The 24,676-nt window shown below is 74.3% G+C and carries 20 protein-coding genes and 1 pseudogene; 9 read left to right on the top strand and 12 right to left on the bottom strand.

The annotated features are described in order from the left end of the window. Positions 1-36: 36 nt before the first annotated feature. Positions 37-732 (bottom strand): alpha/beta fold hydrolase, encoded by a 696-nt coding sequence (locus IE177_RS11555; RefSeq protein WP_190015173.1) that lies wholly within the window; start codon positions 730-732, stop codon positions 37-39. A gap of 493 nt (positions 733-1,225) precedes the next feature. On the opposite strand from IE177_RS11555, the gene IE177_RS11550 reads away from it, so the two are divergent. After that, on the top strand, positions 1,226-1,660 hold the full coding sequence (locus IE177_RS11550; protein ID WP_190015172.1) for a protease inhibitor: 435 nt from the start codon (positions 1,226-1,228) through the stop codon (positions 1,658-1,660). A 212-nt stretch (positions 1,661-1,872) separates the two neighbouring features. Here IE177_RS11550 and IE177_RS11545 read toward each other — a convergent pair whose 3' ends face one another. The 3 genes from IE177_RS11545 to IE177_RS11535 are packed head-to-tail and all read right to left on the bottom strand — an operon-like array spanning position 1,873 to position 3,742. Then, positions 1,873-2,073: a CDGSH iron-sulfur domain-containing protein gene (locus IE177_RS11545; protein WP_190015171.1), complete on the bottom strand. Its 201-nt coding sequence runs from the start codon at positions 2,071-2,073 to the stop codon at positions 1,873-1,875. Continuing rightward, positions 2,054-2,728, bottom strand: coding sequence for a HemK2/MTQ2 family protein methyltransferase (locus tag IE177_RS11540; protein ID WP_190015170.1), 675 nt, complete (start codon positions 2,726-2,728; stop codon positions 2,054-2,056). Before IE177_RS11540 ends, IE177_RS11545 begins: the two co-directional genes overlap by 20 nt. After that, positions 2,729-3,742 carry an iron-containing redox enzyme family protein gene (locus IE177_RS11535; protein ID WP_190015169.1) on the bottom strand — a complete coding sequence of 338 codons (1,014 nt, stop codon included), beginning with the start codon at positions 3,740-3,742 and terminating at the stop codon, positions 2,729-2,731. It abuts the gene before it with no gap. A 22-nt stretch (positions 3,743-3,764) separates the two neighbouring features. Between IE177_RS11535 and IE177_RS35720 the strand changes: the two are divergent. Next, positions 3,765-3,968 (top strand): annotated as a pseudogene (locus IE177_RS35720) (hypothetical protein); the annotation flags it as partial. Positions 3,969-3,972: 4 nt separating this feature from the next. Here the strand turns inward: IE177_RS35720 and IE177_RS11530 are convergent. Then, the gene (locus IE177_RS11530; protein ID WP_190015168.1) at positions 3,973-4,140 is read right to left on the bottom strand and encodes a hypothetical protein; all 168 of its coding nucleotides are present in this window, start codon (positions 4,138-4,140) and stop codon (positions 3,973-3,975) included. A gap of 190 nt (positions 4,141-4,330) precedes the next feature. Here IE177_RS11530 and IE177_RS11525 point away from each other — a divergent pair, with 190 nt between their 5' ends. The 3 genes from IE177_RS11525 to IE177_RS11515 are packed head-to-tail and all read left to right on the top strand — an operon-like array spanning position 4,331 to position 6,927. After that, complete coding sequence (locus tag IE177_RS11525) at positions 4,331-5,185, top strand: SDR family NAD(P)-dependent oxidoreductase (RefSeq protein ID WP_190015167.1); 855 nt, start codon at positions 4,331-4,333, stop codon at positions 5,183-5,185. Positions 5,186-5,191: 6 nt separating this feature from the next. Beyond that, positions 5,192-6,118, top strand: coding sequence for a DMT family transporter (locus IE177_RS11520; RefSeq protein WP_190015166.1), 927 nt, complete (start codon positions 5,192-5,194; stop codon positions 6,116-6,118). 44 nt (positions 6,119-6,162) lie between these two features. After that, positions 6,163-6,927 carry a polysaccharide deacetylase family protein gene (locus IE177_RS11515; RefSeq protein ID WP_190015165.1) on the top strand — a complete coding sequence of 255 codons (765 nt, stop codon included), beginning with the start codon at positions 6,163-6,165 and terminating at the stop codon, positions 6,925-6,927. 352 nt (positions 6,928-7,279) lie between these two features. On the opposite strand, the gene IE177_RS11510 is transcribed toward IE177_RS11515, so the two are convergent. Continuing rightward, complete coding sequence (locus tag IE177_RS11510; protein ID WP_190015456.1) at positions 7,280-8,323, bottom strand: MGDG synthase family glycosyltransferase; 1,044 nt, start codon at positions 8,321-8,323, stop codon at positions 7,280-7,282. Between the two features lie 270 nt (positions 8,324-8,593). Between IE177_RS11510 and IE177_RS11505 the strand changes: the two genes are divergently transcribed. Further along, entirely contained in the window at positions 8,594-9,433 is an 840-nt protein-coding gene (locus tag IE177_RS11505) for a YhjD/YihY/BrkB family envelope integrity protein (protein ID WP_229816010.1), read from the top strand. Positions 9,434-9,444: 11 nt separating this feature from the next. Here the strand turns inward: IE177_RS11505 and IE177_RS11500 are convergent, their stop codons facing one another. From IE177_RS11500 to IE177_RS11480, 5 genes are all read right to left on the bottom strand, one after another. Beyond that, positions 9,445-12,261, bottom strand: a complete 2,817-nt coding sequence (locus IE177_RS11500; RefSeq protein ID WP_190015164.1) for an NHLP bacteriocin export ABC transporter permease/ATPase subunit — start codon at positions 12,259-12,261, stop codon at positions 9,445-9,447. Between the two features lies 1 nt (position 12,262). Beyond that, positions 12,263-14,485, bottom strand: coding sequence for an NHLP family bacteriocin export ABC transporter peptidase/permease/ATPase subunit (locus IE177_RS11495; protein ID WP_190015163.1), 2,223 nt, complete (start codon positions 14,483-14,485; stop codon positions 12,263-12,265). Then, a complete protein-coding gene (locus tag IE177_RS11490) occupies positions 14,482-15,288 on the bottom strand; it encodes an HlyD family efflux transporter periplasmic adaptor subunit (protein WP_190015162.1) in 807 nt (268 codons plus the stop codon). Before IE177_RS11490 ends, IE177_RS11495 begins: the two co-directional genes overlap by 4 nt. Before the next feature lie 136 nt (positions 15,289-15,424). Beyond that, positions 15,425-15,640, bottom strand: a complete 216-nt coding sequence (locus IE177_RS11485; protein ID WP_190015161.1) for a type A2 lantipeptide — start codon at positions 15,638-15,640, stop codon at positions 15,425-15,427. 454 nt (positions 15,641-16,094) lie between these two features. Continuing rightward, a complete protein-coding gene (locus IE177_RS11480; protein ID WP_190015160.1) occupies positions 16,095-16,508 on the bottom strand; it encodes a PaaI family thioesterase in 414 nt (137 codons plus the stop codon). Between the two features lie 199 nt (positions 16,509-16,707). Between IE177_RS11480 and IE177_RS11475 the strand changes: the two genes are divergently transcribed. Beyond that, positions 16,708-18,201 (top strand): S1 family peptidase, encoded by a 1,494-nt coding sequence (locus IE177_RS11475; protein ID WP_190015455.1) that lies wholly within the window; start codon positions 16,708-16,710, stop codon positions 18,199-18,201. A gap of 218 nt (positions 18,202-18,419) precedes the next feature. Here IE177_RS11475 and IE177_RS11470 read toward each other — a convergent pair whose 3' ends face one another. Then, positions 18,420-20,570, bottom strand: a complete 2,151-nt coding sequence (locus tag IE177_RS11470) for a SpoIIE family protein phosphatase (protein ID WP_373305069.1) — start codon at positions 20,568-20,570, stop codon at positions 18,420-18,422. Between the two features lie 1,192 nt (positions 20,571-21,762). On the opposite strand from IE177_RS11470, the gene IE177_RS11465 reads away from it, so the two are divergent. Both IE177_RS11465 and IE177_RS11460 read left to right on the top strand, forming a co-directional pair. Next, complete coding sequence (locus tag IE177_RS11465) at positions 21,763-22,971, top strand: cytochrome P450 (RefSeq protein WP_190015454.1); 1,209 nt, start codon at positions 21,763-21,765, stop codon at positions 22,969-22,971. Between the two features lie 103 nt (positions 22,972-23,074). Beyond that, entirely contained in the window at positions 23,075-24,427 is a 1,353-nt protein-coding gene (locus IE177_RS11460; protein ID WP_190015158.1) for a serine hydrolase domain-containing protein, read from the top strand. The last annotated feature ends 249 nt before the right edge of the window (positions 24,428-24,676 follow it).

Here is a 24,676-nt window from a genome sequence, read left to right as displayed (position 1 = left end):
TTGCGGCGCCGACGATACTGGCGGGTAGTGGCGGGCTCAGGCCCGGGTGCCCGCCTCCTCCAGGATGCCGGCCAGCTCGCGCGGTGTGGAGAACATCGGCCAGTGGCCGGTGTACAACTCGACCAGCTCCCAGCGACCGCCCTTCAGGGCCTCGTCCACGGCGGGCAGCGGAGGGCGTCCGTCCAGGGTGCACTTGACGTAGGTGGCCGGCAGGTCGGCGGGCGGCCGCTCGAGCACGGCGGGCTCGGTGAGCGTGCTGCCGGGCTGCGGGGTGCCCTCGGTGACGATCCGGTGGATCTGCTCGTCGGTCAGGCCCTGGTTCGCATACCCGGCCGGCGGTAGCGTCGGCCACACGCCGTCGTTCTCCGCGAGGGCGGCACGGATGTGGTCGCTGGGGAAGCCGTCGAGGAACGACACCCCGTCCGCGGGCAGGTTGGAGTCGACGTACACCACGCGGCGCAGCCGGTCGCCGATCCGCTCGGCCGCCTGCCCGACCGGCACGCCCGAATAGCTGTGCCCGACCAGGACCACGTCCGTCAGGTCCAGCCGTTCGATCTCGTCCACGATGTCCTGGACGTGGGTGCGCTGCCCGGTGGGCAGGCCGCGCTTCTCGGCGAGTCCCGACAGGGTCACGGCGTGCGCCTCGTGGCCGCGGGCGCGCAGCCCGGTCGCCACCTCGTCCCAGGCCCAGGCACCCAGCCAGGCGCCCGCCACCAGCATGTAATCGGTCATGGGCGCAACGTACCGGACCGGTCTTTCCGTCTACTCGTCAACTCCACTCGCTGAACGCGGAGTTGGGTATTCCGGCCGCGAGCCGCAGTGCTGCGCGCGGTGCGGGCCGGGGCTCCGGTCCGAGGGCGAACCGTTCGCCCGCTCCGCCCCGTGGACGAATCCGCGCGCGATCGGTAGCCCGGAGGCGAGGGCATGAACACGAGGCGTCACGGAGGGGGCTCGCCATGGGCGGAGTCGGAATGTTTCAGGCCGATTAACGAAGAGATGATTTTCGGCCATCCGGTCACGTCGGACGCCCGGGTGCCGCTCAGTTGCGGGCTCGAGGTGCGCGAATTCCGTAACTTCACGCCACTGATTCAACACGAAAGGTTACTGAAACCTATGGGTTCGATGTGAGTTTCGGTCGCGGACTCGGCAGAGTGGCGCTCGCCGCTCCGGTGCCCCACCGGGCCCGGGCCGGCAATCGACAGTTCCAAGCGGAAGGATGCACACAATGCGGAACACCGCGCGCTGGGCAGCGGCCCTCGGCCTCACGGCCGCTGCCGTATGCGGACCCCTGACAGGGGCTGCCGTCGCCGCGCCGGACGCCGCCCCGTCGTCGCTCTACGCGCCCTCGGCGCTGGTGCTGACCACCGGCCACGGCAACGAGGCGGCGACGGCGACAGCGGAGCGTGCCGTCACCCTCAGCTGCGCCCCGACGGCCTCCGGCACCCATCCGGCCGCCGCCCAGGCCTGCGCCGAGCTGCGCGGCGTCGGCGGCGACTTCGACGCCCTGAAGGCGCAGAGCGACGTGATGTGCACCAAGATCTACGACCCAGTGGTCGTCACGGTCCAGGGCGTGTGGCAGGGCAAGCGCGTCTCCTACGAGCGCACCTTCGCCAACTCCTGCCTGAAGGAAGCCGTCACCGGCGGCGTCTTCTCCTTCTGAGGACCGGGATCGCACGGTCTCCGTACATGTCGGGTCAGGTCCGTAACTGGGGAGTGCGGCCTCCGAGACGGGGAACCTGCGATCTCGCACCGGGAACGACGACGGGCGGTGTGGGGCCGCCCGCCGGATCCCGGGGCACACAGCCGCTCCCCGGGCAGGCCCGTGGGGGGCCTCCCGGGGAGCGGCGAAAAACAACCGGTTTCAACCGTTGTTCAGCCCTTGCGACGATGACTCGTGTCGCACCAGGGGTAGCGGCGACTGCGCCGGCATGTGCACAGAGCGACACGGAAGCGGTCCGAGGAGACCGTGGTGCCGTCCTCCAGTTCGATCTCCACCGGCCCCTCCACCAGCAGCGGCCCACCCCGCCGCATGGTGATCCGGCGGGCGCGGTCGTCAGCGGACTCGTTCGGCACGGATGACCACCAGCTCTTCCCTCTCGTCGGACGCCGCGAGCAGCCCGCGGCGGCGCAGCCACTCCTCCCGCGAGCGCAGCACCGGACCGAAGGCGATCCAGCGGCGCCGGACCACCGCGGCCTTCAGGCCCGCCGCCCGCAGGAGTTCGAGCGTGCGGTCGGGGCCGCTCAGCGCCGAGTGCACGATCAGCAGCAGGCCTCCCGGGCGCAGCAGCGCCGGCGCGTCCCTGCAGATCCGGTCCAGCAGCAGCCTTCCGTCGTGGCCCGCGTCCCAGGCCCGGGACCGGCCGTGCGGACCGCGCCGGGTGTCCGGCGCCGGCACGTAGGGCGGATTCGCCAGGATGACGTCGTAGGAGCGGTCCCCGACCGGGCCGAAGAGGTTGCCGCGCCGGATGCGGACCGGCAGCCGGGTCAGCCAGGCGTTCAGCCGCGCCGTCCACACCGCGCGCCGGGAGACGTCCACCGCGGTCACCTCGGCGCCCCGGCGGGCCGCCTCCAGCGCCAGCGCGCCGCTCCCCGTGCCCACGTCCAGCACCCGGCTGCCGGGCGGCGGGTCCTCCTCCCGGAGGACCTCGGCCAGTAGTTCCGTGTCGTCCTGCGGGGCGTACACACCCGGAAGCACCAATGCGATCACGGTGCGCGAGTACCCGGTCATTCAGGATGTATGGGCCATTTGCGCCTCCAGGGGCGTGCGCAGCGACGACCGTCCCGCACGCCAGCGGGTGAGCAGCCACCGGGCCAGCCGGTCCTCCAGGTATTCGGTCGCGTCGATCCCGAAGGCGACGTCCCCCGCGAGTTCGGGCTCCTCCGCGAGCAGGCCGCCGATGACGTCGTGCCGGACGACCTGCTCGTGGACCGCGTCCGCCTCGACGTGCTCGTCGTAGAAGAACTCCGCCGCCGGGCCGGCCCCCGTGCGGCGCATCGCCTCGGCCAGCCGGCGGGAACCGGGCGAGGAGGTGATCTCGACCTCGGCGAAGTGGCCCACCAGGGCGCCGCGCAGGTCCCGGTGCAGCCCGAACAGGGACATCAGGTTGACCACGGCCAGCATCGGTGCGGGCGCCGCGTCCAGATAGCGCCCGTACGCGGTGTCCAGGCCCAGGTCCGCCATGAGGTCGGCGAACAGGCGGGCGTGGACCCGGTCGGCCCGGCCGCCGCCGAACTCGTCGAACTCCACCGCCGCCATCGCCGCCTTGGCCCGCCCCCACAGCCGCGGCAGCACCCAGGCGTGCGGGTCGGCCTCCTTCAGGTGGTACAGGGAGCGCTGGGCGGCGTACTCGCGCAGGTGCCACAGCTCGCCCTCGTCCCGCAGGAAGTGGGTGACGCCCGTGCCCTCGACCGGTTCGACCAGGAGGGCGCCGAGCGCGTCGTCGAGACTGTCGTGGCCCGGCGTGTCGGCGCGCAGCGCGGCCAGGAAGCCGTCCTCCAGCGCGCCGCGGACGCGCAGCAGCTCCGGGTCCCACTCGAACCGGGGGCCGACCCCGGCGAAGCCGCGGTAGTGCAGCTCGTAGCACAGGTACAGGGCGAGCTGGGCGTCGTCGCCGTACGGGTCGGCGCCGGCGGCGTCCGCCGGGCGGGGGAGGGGACCGGTGCCGCTCAGGTACGCGGTGACCGCGGCGGAGAGCGGCCCCCGGGACGGGGGCAGCTGGGGGCCTCGCAGGTGGTGGTTCATGGGCCTCGGGTACCCGGACCTCATGAAAGCACTAGTGATCAACTGCACCCTGAAGAGGTCACCGGCCCCCCTGGTGATCGCCTCGCCGACCTGGCTGGGACGTCCGTCCTCCGTGACCCAGCGGGTGCTGGAGCGGATGGACGCGATGCTTGCCGAGACCGACGACGAGGAGCGCCCGGTTGCGCGCCCTGGCGGAGCGCCCCGTGGGCGCGCCGCCGGGCTGGTCGCCGTCAGTCGCCGTCGGCCTGCTCCTGCGCTCCGGCGTTCGGGGTGATGGCATCCCCGGCCTCACCGGAGTGATCGTCGTCCGCGCCGTGCTTCTCGGCCTCCTCGGCCTCCTGGAGAACCTCCTCCAGGGCCGTCTCGGGCCGGTCCTCGTGGTCGTTCCCGCCGGGCATGGCCCCTCCTTCCGTCGCTGTGCGGTCTTGATCCACCAAGGGTTACCCGTCGCCGGCGTCCCAAGCGTCCAGCTCCCGCGCGCCGCCCCGCCGTGCGCGGTGTTTCAGTCTGTGGCCCCCTGGAAACACCGCGAGGGTTCGGACCGGCAGGCCACGAGCCCGTGATCCCCGTCGCTGTGAGGTCGCCGCCATGTCCTTCGCCCCGCCCCCCGCAGGACCGCCGAGCCGCACCGGGACGGTGGCCACCACCGTCCCGGCGACGGCCGCCGCCCACCGGCCCGGCCGGCGGCGGCCGGCCGGCGGCGGCACGGCCCTGGTCACGGGCGCGTCCTCCGGCATCGGCGCGGCGGTGGCCCGACGGCTGGCCGCCGAGGGCGGCTGGCGGCTGGCGGTGAGCGGCCGGGACGCCACCCGCCTGGAGCAGCTGGCCGCCCTCGCCGGTGCCGTGGCCCTGCCCGCGGACCTGGCCCGGCCCGGTGCCGGCCGGGAGCTCACCCGCCTCGCCCTGGATGACCTCGGGCGGCTGGACCTGCTGGTGGCCGGCGCCGGCGTGGGCTGGGCCGGAGACTTCGCCGCCATGCCCCCCGCCCGCATCGACGAGGTCGTCGGCGTCGACCTGCTGGGCACCGTGCACCTGGTGCGCGCGCTGCTGCCCCACATGGTCTCGGCCGGGTCGGGGCGCGTCGTGCTCATCGGGTCGTTCGCCGGCAGCGTGGGCGTGCGCGGCGAGGCCGTCTACTCCGCGGCGAAGGCCGCCCTGGCCGCCTTCGCCGACGCCCTGCGCTACGAGCTGCGCGGCACCGGCGTCGGCGTCAGCCATGTGATCCCGGGCGTGGTCAACACCCCCTTTTTCGAGCGGCGCGGCGCCCCCTACACCCGGTCGTGGCCGCGGCCCGTGCCGCCCGAGCGGGTCGCGGACGCGGTGTGGGCGGCCGTCCGGCACGGCAAGGACGAGGTCTACGTCCCCGGGTGGCTGCGGCTGCCCGCCCGGGTGCGCGGCGCCGCACCGGGGCTCTACCGGCGGCTGGCCGGCCGCTACGGGTGAACCGGCATGATCGCCGTCACGGTGGTCCTCGCCCTGCTCGCGGCCCTGTCCAACGCGGCGGCCTCGGTGCTGCAGCGCCGGGCCGCCGTGGAGGAGCCGCAGGAGGGCACCGGGGCGGGGTCCGTCGTGCGCCGGTTCCGCAACATACTGCGGCGCCCGCACTGGATCGCGGGCGCCGGGCTGCTGGCCCTGTCCTTCGTGCTGCAGGCGGGGGCGCTGGCCGCCGGCAGCCTGTCCCTCGTCCAGCCCCTGCTCGCCGCGGAGCTGCTGTTCACCCTCGTGGTGGGCAGCGTGGTCTTCCGGCGGCGCCCCGAACGCCGTACCTGGCTGGCGTTCGTCGCCCTCGCCGTGGGGCTGGCCGTGTTCCTCCTGGCGGCGGCGCCGTCACCCGGCCGGCCCAGCGCACCGCCCCTGAACTGGCTGCTCGGCGGCCTCGGGGTGCTCGGGGCCGTCGTCCTGCTCGTGGGCGTCTCCCGGCCGACGAGGGGCGCGCCCCGGGCGGCACTGCTCGGCCTGGCCTCCGCCGTCTGCTTCGCCACCACCGCGGCGCTGCTCAAAGAGGCCGTCGGCCGGCTCGGGCACGGCCCCGGGGCGATGTTCGCGCACTGGTCGCCGTACGCCACGGCCGCCGCCGGACTCGTCGCCTTCCTGCTGCTGCAGGGCGCGCTCGGCGCCGGCTCCCTGACGGCCTCCCAGCCCGCGCTCACGCTCGGGGACGCGCTCACCAGCGTCGTCCTCGGCTGGGTGCTGTTCGCCGAGACGATCCGGCTCGGGCTGAACGTGGTACCCGAGGTGATCGGCGTCGCCCTGATCGGCGCGGGCAGCATCGGGCTGGCCCAGGACCAGTCCGCCGGAGAGCACTGGGACACGTCCGCGCCGCACGGGCCGCCGCAACGGAAGGGGAGGCGGACACCGGCGCCGCGGGGACACTGAATCCGAGGACCACTCCCGTCGCACACCCAGGAGGGGGCTCACCGATGTCACCCGTGACCGACCGCCCGTGGCGGACGGCGGCGCTCCTGCTGCCCGCCGCGATCGCCGCCGCGCACATCGGCCCGGCGGCCACCTGGCTCCCGGGCGTACGGCTGCGGCTCTTCCCGGCCCTCTCCGGCACCGGCCGCCGCCGGCACGTGGCCCTGACCTTCGACGACGGCCCGGATCCGGAGTCGACGCCGCGCTTCCTCGACGCGCTGGACGACCTGGGGGTGCGGGCGACCTTCTTCCTGCTCGGCGAGCACGTCGTGCGCCACCCCGAGCTGGCCCGGGAGACCGCACGGCGCGGGCACGAGCCGGCGGTCCACGGCTGGACCCACGACCGCCCCTGGCGCCCCGCGCCCCTGCGGGACGCCGAGGAGCTCGCCCGCACCGTCCGCGCGGTGCGGGACGCCACCGGCCACCGGCCGCGGTGGTACCGCCCGCCGTACGGCATCCTCACCGCCGGTCGCTGGTCGGCCGCCCGGCGCGCCGGGCTGCGGACGGTCCTGTGGTCGGCCTGGGGCAAGGACTGGACGGCGGATGCCACCCCCTCCTCCGTACGCGCCCACGTCGCGGCGGACCTGCGCGGCGGCGGCACGATCCTGCTGCACGACTCCGACCGCCACGCGGCCCCCGGCTGCTGGCACTCGGCCCTGGGCGCCCTGCCGGCCCTCGTCGAGAGCTGCCGGCGGGCGGGCCTGACGATCGGCCCCCTGCACGAACACGGCGCACCCGTGGCGCCGGCCGGTGGAGGCAGGCGGATCTAGGTGTGCTGCGCGGGGCGCCCCCGCAGGCCGCCGCCCCGCCCAGGCGTCCCACGGTCCGGCCGCGTGCACGGCGGTCGTGAGCGGGTGCGGTGTGCCTGCCGCCGGGCTGTGGGCGGGCGGCGCGGGCGTGGTGTCATGGTCCGGTCGCGTGCTCTATGGGGTCGTGCCGGCAGGGGGCCCGGTCCCGGGTGGTGCGGGTGCGGGGCTCGGCCCTGGGGCGTGTCGCTGGGCGGTGGGCGGGTGGCGCGCGGCTGGTGTCGTGGTCCGGCCACGTACATCCGGTCGTGCCGGTACGGGGCCCGGTCCCGGGCCGTGCCGCCGGGGCGTGGACAGGCGGCGCGCGCCCGGTGTCTCACAGTCCGGCCACGTGCTCCATCGCGTCGCACCGGAACAGGGCCCGGCCGCGGGCCGCCAGGGACGTGCGTTCCCGGCCGTTCTCCGCGAGCCTGCCGAGGGCCTCCAGGAGGGCGGGGCCGTCGGGGGCGTACTCCGACAGGCCGAGGCCGGCCATCCGCCGGACCCCGTCCGCCCCGTGGCCGGGCAGGGGGCGGTGTCCCACCACGGGCAGGCCCGCCGCGAGGGCCTGCACGGCGGTCTGGCCGGCGGCGTTGTCGACCAGGGCGTACGCCGCGCACAGCAGCCCGGGCATGTCGTCGGTCCAGTCCAGGGCGACGGCCCACGGAACCCGGGACACCCGCTCGCGCAGCCGCTGATGGCGGCCGCACAGCACGACCGGCAGGTACCCGGCCCCCGCCAGCGTCCGGGCCGTGGCGGCCAGGCCGGAGGCCGCACCCCAGGCGCCCGCGGACAGCAGTACCGGCGGCCGGCCGGGCGCCCGTCCGGCGAAGCGTTCCCGCCAGCGGGCCGCTCCCGGCGCCGGCGCGCGGAAGGCGGGCGCGACCACCGGGCCGGTCGTCACGGTGCGCGCTCCGACCGCCGCGCGCACCTCGGCCGCCGCCGCGTCCGTCAGGCACAGGTACCGGTCGTTGCCGGGATGCAGCCACTGCCGGTGCACGGCGAAGTCGAGCAGGAACACGGTGCTGGGCACGCGCAGGACACCCCGGGACCTCAGGTGGCCGGTCAGCTGCGCGGCGAGGTGGAAGACGGACACCACCACGTCGATCCCCAGCCGGTCCACGAGGCCGGTCAGCCGGTCGCCGGCGAGCCGGGCCAGCGGCACCCCGCTGGGACGCGGGCCGCCGCCGCGCAGGAACGCGCCGTAGACGCCGGCGTACACCCAGGGCGCGTGCCGCACCGAGGCCCGGTAGCCCTGGCGCAGCCCGGTGCCCAGGCCGCACGGCAGCAGCCGCAGCACGTCGACCACGTGCGGCTCGTGCCCGTACGACGTCGCGCGGCGCGCGAGTTCGGCGGCCACGGTGTCATGGCCGGCCCCCATGCTCGCGCTGACGATGAGGGTCCGCCGTCCGCCGCCCGGCGGGGGCGGCACCGCGTGGGGCACCTGGGCAGGAGTACGCACGGGTGCCGATTCTCCGGTGCCGCGGCGCGCGAAGGGCGCATCCGCCGCTCGTGTCGCCGGTTCGGGCGTACCCGGCCGCCCGGTATTGCGCCGTGCCGGTGCCCGCGGCCCTGCCGCGACTTGCCCGGGGCGCGCGGGGATGGATGAATCGGCACAGAGAGCGTGTGGGCGGCGAGCCCGGGAGGAGTCGTGAACCGGTTGCGACGCGGCCTGCACCGCGCTAGGGAATGGCTGAGCATCGGAGCCCTGTTCGCACACGGCCGTGAGCTCGAGCTGATGCACCGGGCCATGGGATTCGCCACGCTCGCCCTCGTGACGCTGGCGCCGCTGCTCATCGTGGTCGCCGCCGCGGATCCTCTGGTGCGGGGCGGTTTCGCCTCGTGGCTCACCGACGGCATGGGGCTGTCGGGACGCTCCGCCCATGTGCTCACCGACGTCATCAGTCCCCCGCGCAAGGTCATCGGCACCACCAGCGTCTGGAGCGGCGTCCTGCTCGCCGTCTTCGGCGTGTCCTTCGGCGGCAGCGTGCAGAACGCCTACGAACGGATCTGGGGCCTCGCCGCCGGCCCCTGGCACCGGGTGTGGCGGCAGGCCACCTGGCTGGTGGTGCTCACGGCCTACCTCTACCAGGAGGTGACGACGAAGGCGGCGCTGCACGGCTACCAGCGGATCGGGCTGTCCGCGCTCAGCGGCGTGCTGTTCTTCTGGTGGGGGCAGCGCTTCCTGCTCGGCGGGCAGGTCCGCTGGCGCGCCCTGCTGCCCGGCGCGGTCGCCACCGTCGTGGGCCTGGCCGGACTGCGGGGCTTCTCCTTCCTCGTCTTCACCCCGCTCATCGTCACCAACGCGCTCAGCTACGGTGCCGTCGGCACCGTACTCGTCGTCGAGTCCTGGCTCATCGGCGTCGGCTTCGTCATCTACGGCGGCGCGCTGTTCGGCCGCTGGTTCTGCGAGCACCACTGGATGCCGCACCACGACCACCGGGACGACCGCAGGGGACCGAGGGACCGACGGGACCAGGGTCTGCCGTAGACCCGAGGGTCTTACGCCAGCTGCCTGCGGACCAGCTCGTGCAGGCGGCCGCCCGTGTCCGCGAGCAGTTCGGCCGGCGCGCCCTGCTGGACGACCTTGCCCTCCTCCATCACGATCACCCGGTCGGCGTCCAGCACCGTCGACAGCCGGTGGGCGATGACGACACGGGTGGCGTTCAGCTTGCGGGTGCTGTCGATGACGATGCGCTGGGTGTCGTTGTCCAGGGCGCTGGTCGCCTCGTCCAGGAAGAGGATGCGCGGGCGCCGGATGAGGGCCTGGGCGATCATCAGGCGCTGCCGCTGGCCGCCGGAGATCGCGCCGTTGCCCGCGACGATCGTGTGCAGTCCCATCGGCATCCGCTGGATGTCCTCCGCGAGCCCGGCCAGCTCCGCCGCCGCCATCGCCTCCTCCGGCGTGTACGGCTCGGTGCCGCAGATGACGTCCAGGATGGAGCCGGTGAAGGGCTGCGCGTGCTGGAGGACCACTCCGCACTGGCGGCGCACCGCCGACCGGTCGAGGGCCGCCAGGTCCTGGCCGTCGTACAGGACGCTGCCGGAGACCGGCTTGTCGAAGCCGATGAGCAGCCGCAGCAGCGTGGACTTGCCGCAGCCGCTCGGGCCGACGACCGCGACGAACTCCCCGGGGCGCACGGCGAAGGACACGTCGTCCAGGACGAGCGGGCCGTCGTCGGCGTACCGGAACGACAGCCGGCGGGCCTCCACCGCGCCGGAGAGCGGCCCGGGGCGGGTGCTCGCCGTGCGCACCTCGGGCGCGGCGTCCAGCACCGGCCTGATCTCCTCGAAGAGCGGCAGTGCCCCCACCGCCGACACGAAGGCGCCGGTCAGCTGCGTCACCGCGGTCAGCACCATGGTCACCGAGGTGTTGAAGGCCAGGAAGTCCGCCGCCGACATCGAGCCCTTGGCCGGTCCCGCCAGCAGCATGAACATCAGCAGGGTGCACACCGGCAGGTAGACCGCGCCCAGCACGGTGCTGAGGTTCTTGATCCGGCCGACCCGCTGCTGGAGTTCCCGGCTGCGCGCGAACTCGCGTGCCCAGGCCGCGTACGCGTAGTTCTCCGCCGCCGCCACCCGCAGTTTGGGCAGCCCGCGCAGGGTCTGGAACGCCTGGTTGTTCAGCTTGTTGCCGAGCACCACGAGCCGTCGCTGCCAGCGCACCTGCCACAGCCCGAGCCCCAGGAACACGGCCGCGACGACCACGAGCATGCCGACCGCCGCCGCCGCCATCGCCGGGCTGTACCAGAACAGCAGGGCGAGGTTCATCGCGCCCACCGTCACCGACTGCGCGACCACCGGCCCGACCCCCGCCAGCAGCCGGCGGATCGCGCTGATGCCCATGGCCGCGCTGGCCAGTTCACCGGTCGAGCGCTGGGTGAAGAACCGGGTCGGGAGCCGGAGCAGCCTGTCCCACACGGCCGGCTGCAGCGCCGCCTCGATACGGCCCTCCAGCCGCAGGATGGACAGGTTCTCCAGCAGCGTGAACGCCGCCGCCACCACCGCGCTCACCATCACGGCCAGGCACACCTGGGCGATCAGGCCCGTCCGGGCCTGTGGCACGTACTCGCCGAGCACCTTGCCCGTGGCGATCGGCACCAGTGCACCGATCGCCACCGTCACCAGCCCCGCGAGCAGCAGGTTGAGCAGGTCGCCGCGGGTGCCGCGCAGGCTGAAGCGCAGCAGTCCCAGCGGTCCGAGCCGCCGGTCCGGCAGTGGCCGGTAGAACATCACCGCGCGCGGCTCGAACTCCTCGGCGTTCGCCTTCTCGACCGGCGTCTCGCGCCCGGTCGCGGGCTGTACGGCCACGTAGCCGCCGCGCCGCCACAGCAGGGCGACCGGCGCCCCGGACAGCGCCCGGTGCCCGACCAGCGGGCCCACGTTCTCCCGCCACCAGCGCCCGTCCAGGCGTACGGCACGGGTGCGCACCCGGGAGGCGAGGGCCACCCGCTCGACCGGGTCCAGCCGGTCGCTGCCGGTGCCGCCCTGCGCCGGCCCGGCCAGGGTGATCCCGGCCGCCTCGGCGACCAGCCTGCAGGCGGCGTACGTGGCGTCCGCGTCGGCGGCCGTGGTACGGCGGGCGGAGGGCCTGCCGATGGAGGCCAGCAGTGTCCGGTCGGCCTGGGCGCGGACCGCCTCACCGGCCTTGATCCCGGCGGCCGTACGCGTCTCGTGGCTGCGCTCCAGCTGCTCGATCCACCGGTCCAGCGCGGTCAGCAGCCGGTACTGCTGGTCGACCAGGCTCTGCCACAGCGCCGGGTCCATCAGCAGGTCCGCGGCGGCCTCCGCGCCGTACAGCGAGCCGTACTGCGCGCTGCCCGGCGGCACCTGCATCCAGAACACGTCGTCGTCGGCGGGCGCGGCGGCCCGGTCCTCGGCCAGCGGCGCCTGGAAGAGCACGGACAGACCGCGGCCCACACCGAGTGCGAGGGCGTACTCCAGCGGGCTCGACGTGGGGGGCACGTACTGCGGGTTGCCGTACTCGTCGTACGACCAGGTCTGGGTGTCCGCCGGCTGGTACAGCTCGCGGAGGCCGACGCGGTGCAGCACGCAGTCGCGGACCGGGCGGGCCACCAGGGTGTGCTCAGGGCCGGTGACCGGGCCGAGCAGCAGCGCGCCCGGCTCCAGCCGGCCGAGGTGGTGCCAGTGGCCCTGCTGGGCGGCGTCCACCGCGAACAGGTCCAGGGCGCCGGCCGCGACCAGCCACAGCACCTGGGGGCCCTCCAGGTCCACGCGGCCCAGACCCGCGCAGTCGAACCGCGTGCCCAGCGAACCGAACGCCCCGAGGACCACGTCCCCTTCGTGCACGGACGTCATCTCACCGCTCCCTGACCAGCGCGGCGTACGCGCCGCCGCGCGCCACCAGCTCCTCGTGCCGCCCGCGTTCGACGACCGTGCCGTGCTGGAGCACGACGATCTCGTCGCTGTCGCGGACCGTGCTCAGCCGGTGGGCGATCACCACGCAGGCGCAGCCGCGCCGGCGCAGGTTGTCCATCACCACCAGTTCGGTCTCCGCGTCCAGGGCGCTGGTCACCTCGTCCAGCACCAGGATGCTGGGCCGCCGCACCAGCGCCCGGGCGATCTCCAGGCGCTGGCGCTGGCCGCCGGAGAAGTTGCGGCCGTCCTGCTCGACAGGGCTGTGGATGCCGCCGGGCCGGCGCGTCACCACGTCGTACAGGGCGGCGTCCTTCAGCGCCTCCACCACGGCCTCGTCCGGGATCGACGGATCCCACAGGGCGACGTTGTCACGGACCGAGCCCTCGAACAGGAACACGTCCTGGTCGACGAAGGAGACGGAGGAGGCGAGCGCGCCGCGCGGGATGTCCTCCAGCCGCCGGCCGTCGATGCGGATCACGCCGTCCCACGGCGCGTACAGCCCCGAGATGAGCCGGGACACCGTGGATTTGCCGCTGCCCGAGCCGCCCACCAGTGCCACCTGCTGCCCGGGGCCCACGGTCAGGTCGAAGCCGCTCAGCAGCGGCTGGTCCAGCGGGCTGTAGCCGAACGTGACGTTCTCCAGCTCGACGTGCCCGTGCAGCCGGCGCGTCGAGTCGCCCCCGCCGTGGCGGGCGTAGAGCGGGTCGGCCTGGAAGTTCTCCACGTCCTTCAGCCGGGCCACGTCGGCCGCGAAGTCCTGGATCCGGCCCGCCACGCCGTTGAGCCGGGTCAGCGGCGCGGTGAACCGGGTGACCAGCGCCTGGAAGGCGACGAGCAGGCCGACCGACAGGTGGCCCTCGACCGCCCGCATGCCGCCGATCCACAGGATCAGCGCGCTGTTGAGGGCCGCGAGCGTCGGCGCGACCACCCCGAGCCAGGCGCTCGGCACCCCGAGGCGCTGCTGTTCCTCCAGCGTGGCGGCGTGCTGGCCGGCCCACTTGCGGAAGTAGCCGTCCTCACCGCCGGTCGCCTTCATCGTCTCGATCAGCTGCAGGCCGGTGTAGGAGGTGTTGGTCAGCCTCGCCGTGTCCGCGCGCAGCTTCGCCGTACGGGTCGCCCGCAGTCGTACGACCAGCCGCATGGCCACCACGTTCAGCATGGCCACGCCGATGCCGACGAACGTCAGCTGCGGGTCGTAGGCGTAGAGCAGCACGGCGTACAGCACGACCACGATCGCGTCCACGCCCGCCGCCGCGAGGTCGCGGGCCAGGGTCTCGGCGACCTGGTCGTTGGACTGCAGCCGCTGCACCAGGTCGGCGGGGGAGCGCTGGGCGAAGAACGTCACCGGCAGCCGCAGCAGGTGGCGCAGGAAGCGGGCGCTGGAGAGGGTGGAGGAGATGATCCGGCCGTGCAGCAGGTTGGCCTGCTGGAGCCAGGTCAGCACCAGGGTGAGCAGCACGCAGGTGGCCATCGAGGCGAACAGCACGCCCAGCAGCGAGGTCCGGCCGCCGATGAGGAACATGTCGATGTAGGTGCGGCTGAGCGCGGGGACGGCCGCGCCCACCGCGACGAGCAGCAGGCTGGCCAGCACGGCGGCGGGCAGGGCGCCGGCGGTGCCGCGCAGCCGGGCCGGCATCGCGCCCAGCACGCCCGGCCGGCGCCCGCCCGGGGTGAAGCCCTCGCCGGGCTCCATCACCAGGACGACGCCGGTGTAGCTGCCGTCGAACTCCTCCAGGGGCACGAACCGGCGGCCCTTGGCGGGGTCGTTGACGAACACGCCGCGCCGGCCGAAGCGGCGGCCCATGCCGTCGTAGACGACGTAGTGGTTGAACTCCCAGAACAGGATGGCCGGCGCGCGCACCTCCGCGAGGGCGGCCAGGTCCATCTGCATGCCCTTGGCCGTCAGGCCGTAACCGCGGGCCGCCTTCAGCAGGTTGCTGGCGCGCGAGCCGTCCCGGGAGACACCGCAGGCGATGCGCAGCTCCTCCAGCGGGACGTGCCGGCCGTGGTGGCCGAGGACCATCGCGAGGGAGGCGGCGCCGCACTCCACGGCCTCCATCTGCAGCACGGTCGGCGTACGGACCGCCCGCGTACGGGACTTGGGGACCGGCCGCCCGGCCGGGGCGGCCCGTCTGCGGCCACGGGTCTCCTGGGTGGTGGTCACGGCAGCAGCCAATCGACGGGACGCTGGTCGGCCAGTTCGACCGAGGCGGAGGCGAGGGTCATCGAGTCGAGCCGGTACGGCGGTCCTTCGGCGGTGGACCAGCGGTAGCCGCTGCGGGTGTCCGCGGACCTGTCCAGTTCGACCAGGACGGCCACCGGGCGGCCCTCGCGGGTGAACTGCTCACCGAGCTGGCCGTCACCGAGGAACGCGGCGACGGACTGGGCGGACTGGGCGGTGCGGTCCACCGACTTCACCCGGCCGCGCAGCACGCCGTACTGCCGGCTGGGCACCGACGACACGGTGAGGTCCACGGACGCGTGCGCCGGGATGGCGGCGGCGCTGCCGGCGGGGACGTACACGGTCGCGTACAACGGGTCGGAGGCGTGGGCGATCTTCTCCACGGCGGCGACGTCGGTGCCGGTCCGGATGATCTGCCCGATCGTGGCGGCGAGCGTGGTGACCCGGCCCGCGGCCACGGTGCGGATCACCGAAGTGCCGCCGGCCGTACGGACCTGGAGCACGGGCGCGTTGGCGGGCAGCCGGTCGCCCTGCCGGGCGAGGACGGCCGTCACCTGGCCGGACACGGGGCTCTGGAGCAGATAACTGCCCTGCCCGTGCGTGAGAACGGCCTGCGCGCTCACCGTGGAGGAGACCGAGCCGGTCACGGCCCAGACGGAGGCCGCCGCCATGACGACGACGGTGACGCCCAGCGCGAGCCGGCCCCGCGGGCGGGCGAGCCGCACCGGGAGGTCCAGCTCCTCCGGCGACTGGAGCTTGGCGAGGGCCTGTTGGCGGAACTGCACGGAACTTCCCTCACCCGAGGAGAGACATCTTCACGACAGGGTCCGGGCGCGCCGCCGGGACCGCGGTGCGCCTTCGGGCACCCGAGAGCCCCGGAGCCGGGGACGGCTCCGGGACCGGGATGGCACCGGCGTGCGATCAGAGACCGGCGACCAGGTTGGTCAGCGGCTGGGTGTTCAGGCCGGTGACGCCCTCGACGGTGCCGATGGCCGTGTCCACCACGCCGGAGACCGGGGCAACGCCGTTGACGGCGCCGGTCACGGTGTTCAGGGCGTTCACGGAAAGGCCGCCGGAGACGTTGTCCAGCTCGGCGTCCGAGATCTCGACGGTCTCGACCTGGGGGGTGGAGTTCATGGTGGAACTTCCCTTCATATGGATATTTCACAAGGGGGAGAGCGGCCCCCTCTGGGGACAGACGGACGGCCGCGACCGCCGGGCGCCGGGCACCCGTCTCCGGGGACCCGGGCAACTCCTGCGGTGCGATGGATCAAAGCACGCACGTGGCGCGTGCTTCCAATCAATCAGGGCTCTCACCTGGGAACTTGGTTTCCGGAGGGGGTCAAGCGTGCAGACGTGCGCACGCCTTGCGGGCGACTCCTTCACATGCCGCACGGCTTCGTCGCGCCGCCTCCCTTGCCCTCGCGGCGTCGAATCCGGCACTCCGCGCCAAAGGTGTGCCGGGGGGCGCGCGGATGTGCAGATACGCCGACGGTGGTGACTTGGTTGAGCATTCAATGTGTAGATTCCCTGAAGCAGGGATTCCGGTCCGTTCCGGGAACGCCGGGTGACCGGACCGTCGCCGTGAGTGTCAGCCGAGGATCGCGTAGACGGTGCTGGCCCGGGCCGCGAGCGCGCCCGAGCCCGCGTCGCGCAACGAGACGTCCGCGAACGCCGTCCGGCGGCCGAGCTTGGTGAGGACCGCTTCGATCAGGACATCCGCGCCCGTCACCGCCCGCTGGAACGACGTCGACTGCTGAATCGTCGTCATGGGCACGAATCCGCCCCGCGCGGCCGACACGGCGATCACGGTGGCCGTGTCGGCGGCCGCCATCAGCGCCTGTCCCGACAGCCCCCCGCCCTCCCGGGCCAGCCGGTCCGACCAGGGCAGCCGCAGCACGGCACGGTCCTCGCCCACGGCCTCGACGGTGAGCCCCAGATCGAGCACCCAGGGCGCGAAGTTGGCGGAGAGGATCTTGTCGGCCTCGGCGGTGGTCATCGTCATGTGGGGGAGTGTTCCCGGCGGCCCGCCGCCGCACGCGGAGCGTGGCCGATTCACCCCCGAAGCAGGGCCGTTGGCCGAGGCGATTGAACACACCACGCGGCCGGTGCGTACGTACGGCCATCCAGGCGCCGCGATACGAACTGCCCGGCAGGGGCAGACCCCCGTCCCCCCAGGAGGTCAGAAGTTGAGTCACAAGCGAATGCCCAAGCGCAAGGCCGCGATAGCGGTGGGCGGCGTCGCGGCGCTGGGAGCGGCGGCCCTCCTGCTGCCCAACGCCAACGCCTCCCAGGACAAGGACGAGGCGTCGGGCGCCGGCGGTTCCGTCAAGACCCTGAAGGCCGGCGACGCCTCGGACCTCGCCGCCCAGGTGCAGAAGATCCTCGGCGACGCCTTCGCCGGTTCGTACTACGACAGCGGCAAGCAGCAGCTCGTCGTCAACGTGGTCAACGGCGACAAGAACGTGATCGTCCAGGCGAAGAAGGCGGGCGCGGTCGTCCGCGACGTGAACAACAGCACCGCCGAACTCCGGGCGGCCGCGAAGACGCTGAAGACCAGGGCGACGATCCCGGGCACCTCCTGGGCCGTCGACCCGCGCACCAACAAGGTCCTGGTCACCGCCGACTCCACCGTCACCGGCGCCAAGTGGAACAGACTGCAGTCGACCGTACGGGGCCTCGGCTCCGGCATGGCGACGCTGAAGAAGTCCGCCGGCACCTTCAAGCCCTTCGTCTCGGGCGGCGACGCCATCTTCTCCCAGGTGCAGGGCGGCAACGTCCGCTGCTCCCTCGGCTTCAACGTGACCGCGTCCGACGGCAGTCCCGCCTTCCTGACGGCCGGTCACTGCGGGGTCGCGGCCAAGGAGTGGTCCGACTCCCAGAACGGGCAGCCCATCGCCACCGTCGACCAGGCCACCTTCCCCGGCAGCGACTTCTCGCTCGTCAAGTACGACGACACCGCCACGCAGGCGCCCAGCGAGGTCAACACGGGCAACGGCCAGACCGTGCAGATCAAGCAGGCCGCCGACGCCACGGTCGGCGAGACGGTGTTCCGGATGGGGTCCACCACCGGTCTGCACAACGGCCAGGTCACCGGCCTCGACGCCACCGTCAACTTCCAGAGCGAGACGGACCCGAACGGCGTCGACACCGTCAACGGCCTCATCCAGACCAACGTCTGCGCCGAGCCGGGCGACAGCGGCGGTTCCCTGTTCACCCAGGAAGGCGGCGCCGTCGGCCTGACCTCCGGCGGCAGCGGCGACTGCACCAACGGTGGCGAGACCTTCTTCCAGCCCGTGACGGCCGCCCTCCAGGCCACCGGCGCGACCCTCGGCGCCGGTGACCAGGCAGGCGGGGGCGACCAGGCAGGTGCGGGTGACCAGTCGGGTGCGGGCGACCAGGCAGGTGCTGGTGACCAGTCGGGTGCTGGTGACCAGTCGGGTGCTGGTGACCAGTCCGGTGCCGGTGACCAGTCGGGTGCCGGTGCGGGCGACCAGTCCGGCGCCGGTGACCAGTCGGGTGCAGGCGACCAGGCAGGTGCGGGTGACCAGTCCGGTGCGGGTGAGGGTGACCAGGCAGGTGCGGGCGACCAGTCCGGCGCGGGTGACCAGTCGGGTGCGGGCGACCAGTCCGGCGCCGGTCACCAGTCCGGCAGCGGCTCGGCGGACGACGGCTCGTCCCTCACCGGCTCGAACTGAGCCGGACACGCCTGCACGAACGAACGCCCTGCCGGTCCCACCGCGGTTCCCGGGCCGGCAGGGTCCACCCAGGCCCTCCGGCGGGAGGGGCGGACCACGCCGACCGCGGCCCCCGGGCCGGGGACCGCGGGGCAGGGAACCGGACCGCGGCGGTTGGGGCCGTCGCGGGCCACGGCACGACGCCCGCCCCGCACCCGTCGGGGCGGGCTCGCCGGGTGTCAGCCCCCCGGCCCGGCCCGCAGCAGCAGCAGCGCCACGTCGTCCAGCCGCTCCCGGGCCGCCGCGCTCTGCCGCAGGACCTCGTCCGCGAGACTCTCCAGCGGCTGGTCGCCCCGCTCCGACAGCAGTCCGCCGAGTTCGACCAGGGCGTCCTCGATGTCGACGCCGGGCGACTCCACCAGACCGTCGGTGTACAGGACGAGCACCGAACCGGGCGCGAGGGACACCTCGGTCGTCGGGTAAACCGCCGCCGCGTCGATCCCGAGCAGCGGCCCCCCGGCCAGGTCCAGCACGCGCACCCGTCCGTCCGGCCGTCTCAGCAGCGGCGGCGGGTGGCCGGCGCGCGCCATGACGGCCCGCCCTCGCGCCGGATCCAGCCGCAGGTACAGACAGCTGGCGAACAGGTCCGCACCGAGGTCGATCAGCAGCCGGTTGGTGCTGCTCATCACCTCGTGCGGCTCCTGCCCGACGGTGGTGTACGCGCGGACCCCGGTGCGGATCTGCCCCATCAGGCCGGCCGCCGTCACGTTGTGTCCCTGGACGTCCCCGATCACGGCCGCCGCCAGCGGCCGGGAGGGCACCAGGTCGTAGAAATCGCCGCCGATCTCCATGCCGTGGGTGGCCGGCAGATAGCGCGCGGCGGCCTCGATGCCGGGCGGCGGGGCCAGTGTGTGCGGCAGCAGCGCCTGCTGCAGGCCGTGCGCCAGCCGGTGCTTGGCGTCGTAGAGCAGGGCCCGCTCCAGGGCCTGCGCGATCAGTCCGCCGAGGGAGGTGAGGACCGCCCGCTCGTCGGCGGGGAAGAGGTGCGGTTCGGCGTAGGCCAGCACGCACGTGCCCACCGGCCGCCCGGACGCGATCAGCGGCAGGTACGCCCACGCCGCGAAGCCGTCCGGGCTCCCGCGCCGGCGCGGATACAGCCGCTCCAGCTGCTCCCGCGAGTCGAAGAACGCCGGCACCCCGCTGTTCAGGGCCTGAGTGCCCGGGGTGCGGTCGGACAGCGGCATCCCGTCGAACCGCTCCAGGAAGTGGACGTCCGCGTACCCGCGCTGCCCCAGCACGTGCAGCCGCCCGCCCTGCGAGCCGAGGATCGCCATCGCCTGGCTGCCGACCGCCGGGGCCACCTCGTCCCAGACCAGCTGCACCACGTCCTGCACCCCGACGGCCTCGGTCAGGGCGCCGGCCAGGCTCAGCACCTGTGAGATCGTCACCAGCCGGGACGGCTGCGCATCCGCCCGCGGCGTCTCGCGCGCCATGTCCGTCACCGCCCGGGCCCGGCTGACGCGCACGCTCAGTCCGGTCGTGCTCGGGTACAGCCGGAACGACAGCCACTCGCCCGGCGGGCGCAGCGCCACGAACGACATCACCTGCTGGCTGATCAACGCCGCCCGGTAACGGTCCTCGTACATCGGGTCGTTCAGCCAGGGCACCGACACCCAGGGCAGGGTGCCGAGCAGTTCACCGGCCGGTCTGCCGAGCAGCTCGGCCGCCGCCGGGTTGGCGAAGGCGATCCGCCCGTGCAGGTCGAGCGACACCAGCCCGTACGGCAGCCGGGAGACCATCCGCGCCGCCTCGACCGTGCCCAGCGTGCCCGCCACGTCCGGCACGGGGGCCGCGAGCACGTCGGCCTCGGGGCCGATCCGCACGTTCTGCTCGGCGGCCCGCTCCAGCCGCATCGCCAGCCGGTCGCAGGCCGCCGTCAGCTGCTCGCGCTCGGCGGCGGACAGCTCCGGCGCGTGCGCACCGGGCCAGGTCACGAACACCGCGCCGTACACCGCGCGCTCCGTCGCCACGGGCAGCGCGGCCAGTGCGAACGGATACGGCAGCACCACCGAGATCCGCGGGTAGAGGCGGGCCATCTCCTCCTCCCCGCCGACCCACACCAGCCGCCGCAGGCGCACAGCGTCCGCGACCGGGATCGGTGCGCTCAGCCCTACCCGCTCCCACGGCGCCGCGAAGGCCCGGGGCATGCCCGCCATGACCGCCATCTCCAGGACGGGCTCATCGGGTCTGAGCAGGTAGACGGCGCCAGAGTGCGCGTGCACCCGCTCCAGCACCGCGGCCAGGGCGAGCGACAGCACCGGCCGGCCGGCCGACGCGGCGCCGGCCGGCGGCGTCCGTCCCGGCGCCGGCCCGTCGGACACGCCGACCACCTCCTCCTACGGCCGCGCGTCGCATCCCGGGGTCCAGACTCCCTCGCGACAGCGCCCCGCGCACGGCGAGCGCACCCGTGGCCCGGCCCGGCGGTCCGACCGGCGAACCCGTGCGGATACCCCGTAAGCCCGCACCCATGCCCAGCCATCCGATGCGCGGAGCGTGACACGGGCGCTTCCCGTGCGCCCCCGCCGCGCCGTGATGGCCGAATCCATGCGGTCGCGGGGAAAACGGCGCCCCCTGGGCCCCCGAGCGGACACGCGCCGCACGGGCCGGCGGCGTGTCGGCCGGGACGCGGGGGCGGCGGGGCCGGCAGACGCGTGCCGCGGGCGTCCGTCCCGCCGCTCGGGGGTCCCCGCGGTGTCCGCTGGCCGAATCGTCACCCCAGATCAGGAGCGGGTTCGGCCATTTCCCGCCGGGCACGGCTCCGGCGTGTCCGGGTGCGGCGCGAGGGCCCGACGACGCCATGAGCGGTGCCCAGCGGCCATCTTTTTCCGGCTCGGCGGGTTTGCCTCCGGGGCCCGGGGGCACCCGCGAGCGCGGCGATCCGGCCGAGGTCCCGCGTGCGCTCAGGACCCGGCCGGCATGGCTGAACGGTGACGCAAAATCATCATCAGAACACGCTGCGTTCAACTTCTGGGGGTTGCTTGCGTGTGACTCGCCGTGAAGACTGTGGCCGCGTTCCATCGAAACGAAGGTGTCGCGGAGTGCGCATCATGCCAATCGTGGGGTGGCATGCCCTGCGACTGCGTATTCTCGCACCGCGTTGCGAGCGGTCGGGGCCGCGGGCCCCGTTGTCCGTACACGAGCCGGGAGGGTCCCGCGCGTCAGCCGCGCGGGAGGTATCGCCAAGGGGGTGGATTATGACGGACCGCCGCGAGCGCCGGTGTCCGCCGCGGGATCAAGGCCGGACGCGCGGCCGCCGGGTCCTGCACCGCACGTGCTGACGGCCTTCCGGCCAATCCCGGCGGCAGATTCTCCGGTCGTCCCGGCACCGTCCGTCCCGGGCGCTCCCGCGCCGGACCGACCCCGTCCGGCCTTCCGGCCGCCCGCGCAGTGCCACGCGGGTCCGTCCTCTCGCCCCGGCCCCCGGCAGCGGCCGCGCGGCCGTGCCCGGAGCCGTCCACGGCACCCGTCATCCCCCTGTGTGCGTCACTCCTCCGTGCCCGCACGCGCTAGCAAGGAGACATGGTGATCAGCAAGCAACGGACAGGTGAGCCCCTCCTCCTGGAGGAATTACCCGACCGCTGGCGTGAATTGCGCGGGGCCGGCCCCGTGCGGTACGACGACACGCAGGGCGTCTGGCAGGTGCTGGACCACGCGACCGTCGCCACCGTGCTCGCCGACCCGGCGACGTACTCCTCCGACCTCTCCGCCCTCGCCCCCACCCAGCCCGACTTCGAGACCTTCACCCAGGGCAACTTCGTCGGCATGGACCCGCCGGAGCACCGCAAGCTCCGTACCCTGGTCAGCCAGGCGTTCACCCCGCGGGTCGTGCAGGGACTCGAACCCCGCATCGAGGCCGTCTGCGCCCGGCTGCTGGACGACGTCGCCGGCCGCGACCGGTTCGACCTGGTCGACGCACTGGCGTACCCGCTGCCGATCATCGTGATCGCCGAACTGCTCGGCATCCCGGCCGAGGAGCACCGCCTCTTCCAGGAGTGGGCGAGCGTCCTGTTCGGCGGCGACCAGCTCGGCGAGGCGCCCGACATGGCCGACCTGGAACGGGCGCTGGAGGCCATCGCCCCCACGGTGCGCGAGATGAACGGCTACATGCTGGAGCACATCCGCGCCCGCCGCGCCCGCCCGGGGGACGACCTCACCAGCAGGCTCATCGCCGCCGAAGTGGACGGCGCCCGGCTCGCCGACCAGGAGATGGTCGGATTCGTGGCCCTGCTGCTCGTCGCGGGCCACATCACCACGACCGCGCTGCTGGGCAACGCCGTCGTCACCTTCGACCGGCACCCGGGCACGGACGAGGCGCTGCGCGCCGACCCGGCCCGCATCCCGGCCGCCGTCGAGGAGGTGCTGCGCTGGCTGCCGCCCTTCCCCGAACTGGGCCGCCGCGTCACCCGGCCCGTGGTCCTGGGCGGCCACGAGATCCCCGCCGGCACCCTGCTCATGGCCCATCTGGGCGCCGCCAACCGGGACCCCGCCCGCTTCGACGAGCCCGACGTCTTCGACACGGCACGGAACCCGAACCCGCACCTGACCTTCGGGCACGGCATCCACTTCTGTTTCGGCGCGCCCCTGGCACGGCTGGAGGCACGGATCGCCCTGCGCATGCTGCATGAACGATTCCGCATGCTGGCGATCCCGTCCTACGAGGACGTCACCTACCAGAACCCGGCCGTCATCGTCGGCGTACGGCACCTGCCCGTCGAGGCCGGCAGACCGTAACCCGCGCGCGCACTCGCGCCTCCGGCCGGCCCGCACGCCGCTCGTCCACGGGCCGTACCGGCATCCCGCACACGAGACCCATACCACCGGGAGTCCCCTTCCCATGCCGTACACCATCCCCGCCGCTCCAGCCGCACCCAGGACACCGTCCCCGTTACGCCGGGAACTGCAGGGCCGACTCGACGCGCTCGCCCGGACCCACCGGGTACCCGGCGCCCAACTGGCCCTGGACACCGGCACCGACGTCATCACCCTGCACACCGGCACGGCCGACGTCACCACCGGCAGCCCCATGACCGAGAACACGGCGGTCCCCCTGGGGTCGCTCACCAAGCCCTACACCGCCGCGCTCGTCCTGCTCCTCGCCGACGACGGGGACCTGGACCTGGACGAGCCCGCGGCCCGCCACCTCCCCGAGCTGCGCTCCATACCCGAGGTGACGATCCGTCACCTCCTCAGCCACACCGGCGGACTGCCCACCGGGCCCGACTCGGACACCGCCGCCGCGACCACCGCCACCCGTTACCTCGCGGCCGTCTGCACCGCCCGGGACGCGCTGTTCGCGCCGGGGACCGGCTTCTCCTACTCCAACGCCGGGTACGTCGCCGCCGGACGCCTGGTGGAGACGGTCACCGGCATGGCCTGGCACGACGCGGTCCGCGCGCTGCTCCTCGAACCCCTCGGCACGGCACCCGCGTTCATCGGCCACGCCACCTCGGCGCGTCCCGTCGCCGCCGGGCACGCGGTCAACACCGCGACCGGACGGGCCCGTGCGGCCCGGCAGAACCTCGCGCCCCTGGAGGCGCCGGCCGGCGCACTCCTCGGCAGCGCCCTCGACCTGGCCGCCTTCGGGCAGGCGCTGATCGGCTCCTCGGACCTGCTGCCGCCTGCCGTCGCCAAGGAGATGCGCCGCGCCGAGCCCGCCGCCGGCCCCGGCACGCTGGCCGACGGCTGGGGCCCCGGACTCGCCCTGTACCAGCGGGACGGACGTGTGTGGTGCGGCCATGACGGAAACGCCCAGGGCACGTCCTGCCACCTGCGGGCCGACCCGGAGAGCGGCGTCGTGGTCGCCTTCACCGGCAACGCCGGGGGCGCGACCGCCCTCTGGCACGACCTCGCCGCGGAGCTCTCCGCGCTGACCGGGAAACGGATACCCGCGGGCGCCCGCGCCGCCGACCGCGGGCGCCCCGTCGAACTCCCCGAGTGCGCCGGCACCTACCGCAACGGCGGCACGACGTACCGCGTCGCGCCGGGGCCGGACGGCTCGCCGGCCCTGTCCGTGGACGGCGACCCGCCCATCCCGCTGGTCTGCTACGCCGACCTGTCCTGCGACCTGCTCGATCCGGCCACCGGACGCCGCGAACCCGGCGGACGCTTCCACCGCGACCCCGTCACCGGCGTCGTCGAACGGGTGCAGATCTCCGGGCGCACGGCACGCCGTACCGCCGACGGCTGAACCGGCACCGCGCCGCCCGGTCCGGTCCGGCAGAGGCCGGCCGGGGCGGTACCGGTCGCCGGCCGTCCGGCCGGCGTGCCGGAACCGTTCCGGCTCCGGCGCGTCGCGGCCGGCGCGCCGGCGGTGGCTCGCGGGCGGGTCCGCGGCCGGTTCCCGCCTGTCCACTCCGGTCCGCCGGGCGAGTTCCGGCCACGGCGCCGGTCCGCGACCGGCCCCCGGCCGGCCGCCGGCCCCCGTACGCCTCGCCGG

This window comes from Streptomyces lucensis JCM 4490 (assembly GCF_014650035.1).
Classification (GTDB): Bacteria; Actinomycetota; Actinomycetes; order Streptomycetales; family Streptomycetaceae; genus Streptomyces; species Streptomyces lucensis.
Note: the sequence above shows the minus strand (reverse complement) of the source record. Positions and strands in the feature narration are given on the sequence as shown.

Excerpts from the sequence above, each read along its gene's own strand:
- IE177_RS11555 (WP_190015173.1), bottom strand. The coding sequence starts at position 732 with ATGACCGATTACATGCTGGTGGCGGGCGCCTGGCTGGGTGCCTGGGCC.
- IE177_RS11500 (WP_190015164.1), bottom strand. The coding sequence starts at position 12,261 with ATGACGTCCGTGCACGAAGGGGACGTGGTCCTCGGGGCGTTCGGTTCG.
- IE177_RS11510 (WP_190015456.1), bottom strand. The coding sequence starts at position 8,323 with ATGGGGGCCGGCCATGACACCGTGGCCGCCGAACTCGCGCGCCGCGCG.
- IE177_RS11460 (WP_190015158.1), top strand. The coding sequence starts at position 23,075 with ATGCCGTACACCATCCCCGCCGCTCCAGCCGCACCCAGGACACCGTCC.
- IE177_RS11550 (WP_190015172.1), top strand. The coding sequence starts at position 1,226 with ATGCGGAACACCGCGCGCTGGGCAGCGGCCCTCGGCCTCACGGCCGCT.
- IE177_RS11540 (WP_190015170.1), bottom strand. The coding sequence starts at position 2,728 with ATGACCGGGTACTCGCGCACCGTGATCGCATTGGTGCTTCCGGGTGTG.
- IE177_RS11475 (WP_190015455.1), top strand. The coding sequence starts at position 16,708 with ATGCCCAAGCGCAAGGCCGCGATAGCGGTGGGCGGCGTCGCGGCGCTG.
- IE177_RS11485 (WP_190015161.1), bottom strand. The coding sequence starts at position 15,640 with ATGAACTCCACCCCCCAGGTCGAGACCGTCGAGATCTCGGACGCCGAG.
- IE177_RS11515 (WP_190015165.1), top strand. The coding sequence starts at position 6,163 with ATGTCACCCGTGACCGACCGCCCGTGGCGGACGGCGGCGCTCCTGCTG.
- IE177_RS11480 (WP_190015160.1), bottom strand. The coding sequence starts at position 16,508 with ATGACGATGACCACCGCCGAGGCCGACAAGATCCTCTCCGCCAACTTC.
- IE177_RS11530 (WP_190015168.1), bottom strand. The coding sequence starts at position 4,140 with ATGCCCGGCGGGAACGACCACGAGGACCGGCCCGAGACGGCCCTGGAG.
- IE177_RS11525 (WP_190015167.1), top strand. The coding sequence starts at position 4,331 with ATGTCCTTCGCCCCGCCCCCCGCAGGACCGCCGAGCCGCACCGGGACG.
- IE177_RS11520 (WP_190015166.1), top strand. The coding sequence starts at position 5,192 with ATGATCGCCGTCACGGTGGTCCTCGCCCTGCTCGCGGCCCTGTCCAAC.
- IE177_RS11535 (WP_190015169.1), bottom strand. The coding sequence starts at position 3,742 with ATGAACCACCACCTGCGAGGCCCCCAGCTGCCCCCGTCCCGGGGGCCG.